Source organism: Vibrio sp. 10N.222.55.C7 (genome assembly GCF_041473335.1).
In the GTDB taxonomy this organism is placed as follows: domain Bacteria; phylum Pseudomonadota; class Gammaproteobacteria; order Enterobacterales; family Vibrionaceae; genus Vibrio; species Vibrio crassostreae_C.
Window position 1 is genome coordinate 6,286 of sequence record NZ_JBFRSC010000093.1, and the last position, 915, is coordinate 7,200.

Sequence of the window (915 nt, forward strand, 5' to 3'; positions counted from 1 at the left end):
GGGGGGGGGGGGGGGCAGGTCTTGCCTTTTGCCACTATACGGCTGACTCGTGAATAATGTAAGTCGAAGTGATTCCCTATTTGCTTTTGCGTATAGCCACCGCTATTAAATGCAGCAATAATGGCATCATTTCTACTAGGCGCTGAGTCTTGGTACTCCTTTAGCGAAAGAGGTTTAGCACGTCGCTGTTTTGCCGGAACCTCTTTGATATCTCCCTCTGCTAAATTCAAATTAGGAAGATGACTGTTCACAAACTCATCACTGCCTAGGTACACCTGCTGCTTTAATCCTGTCCATAGTGGCTTACCAACCCCCTCGAAAACGAATTGCTTGTATTTCTCAACAGCCTTATTTCTCTGGCGGCCAAATTGAAACAAGGTTTGATCAACCGCTAGCCAGTCTGGTGACTCTTTTAAACCAGTAACAAAAGGCCAACTGCTCCACTCATATTCGTTCGGTGTATCCACTATATTTGCACGAACGGGGTTAAGTAAAATGTAACGTCCCACTTCCAATAGATAAGCGTCTTTGTCGACTAAAATGGCTTTAAAGCGACCTTGGTATAGATGACCGACTCGGTTATGTTTTCTATTGAACTTTTGGGTATACACACCATTAAGCTGACGCATTCCCTTACTTAAGTTCCCATCAGGAGTTTCGACGAGTAGATGGTAATGATTGGTCATTAAACAGTAGCTATGCACGACCCAATTGAATCGCTCACTGGTGCCTGACAACACTTCGATAAACAATTCAAAATCTTGCTCTTCCAGATAAATCGGCTGTCGAGCATTACCGCGCGACGTTACATGATAGAGCGCACCCGCATACTCTATTCTCAGTGGTCTACTCATTGTCTTCCCTATACAAAAATGGCCTAGTTAAAAACTAGACCATTTCATCAAAAAGGCAAAA

1 protein-coding gene is annotated in these 915 nt (G+C 43.8%); it reads right to left on the minus strand.

The annotated features are described in order from the left end of the window. Positions 1-854 (minus strand): REP-associated tyrosine transposase (locus AB4482_RS22690; protein WP_102397900.1); only part of this gene is annotated, 854 nt, incomplete at its 3' end. Between the last annotated feature and the right edge of the window lie 61 nt (positions 855-915).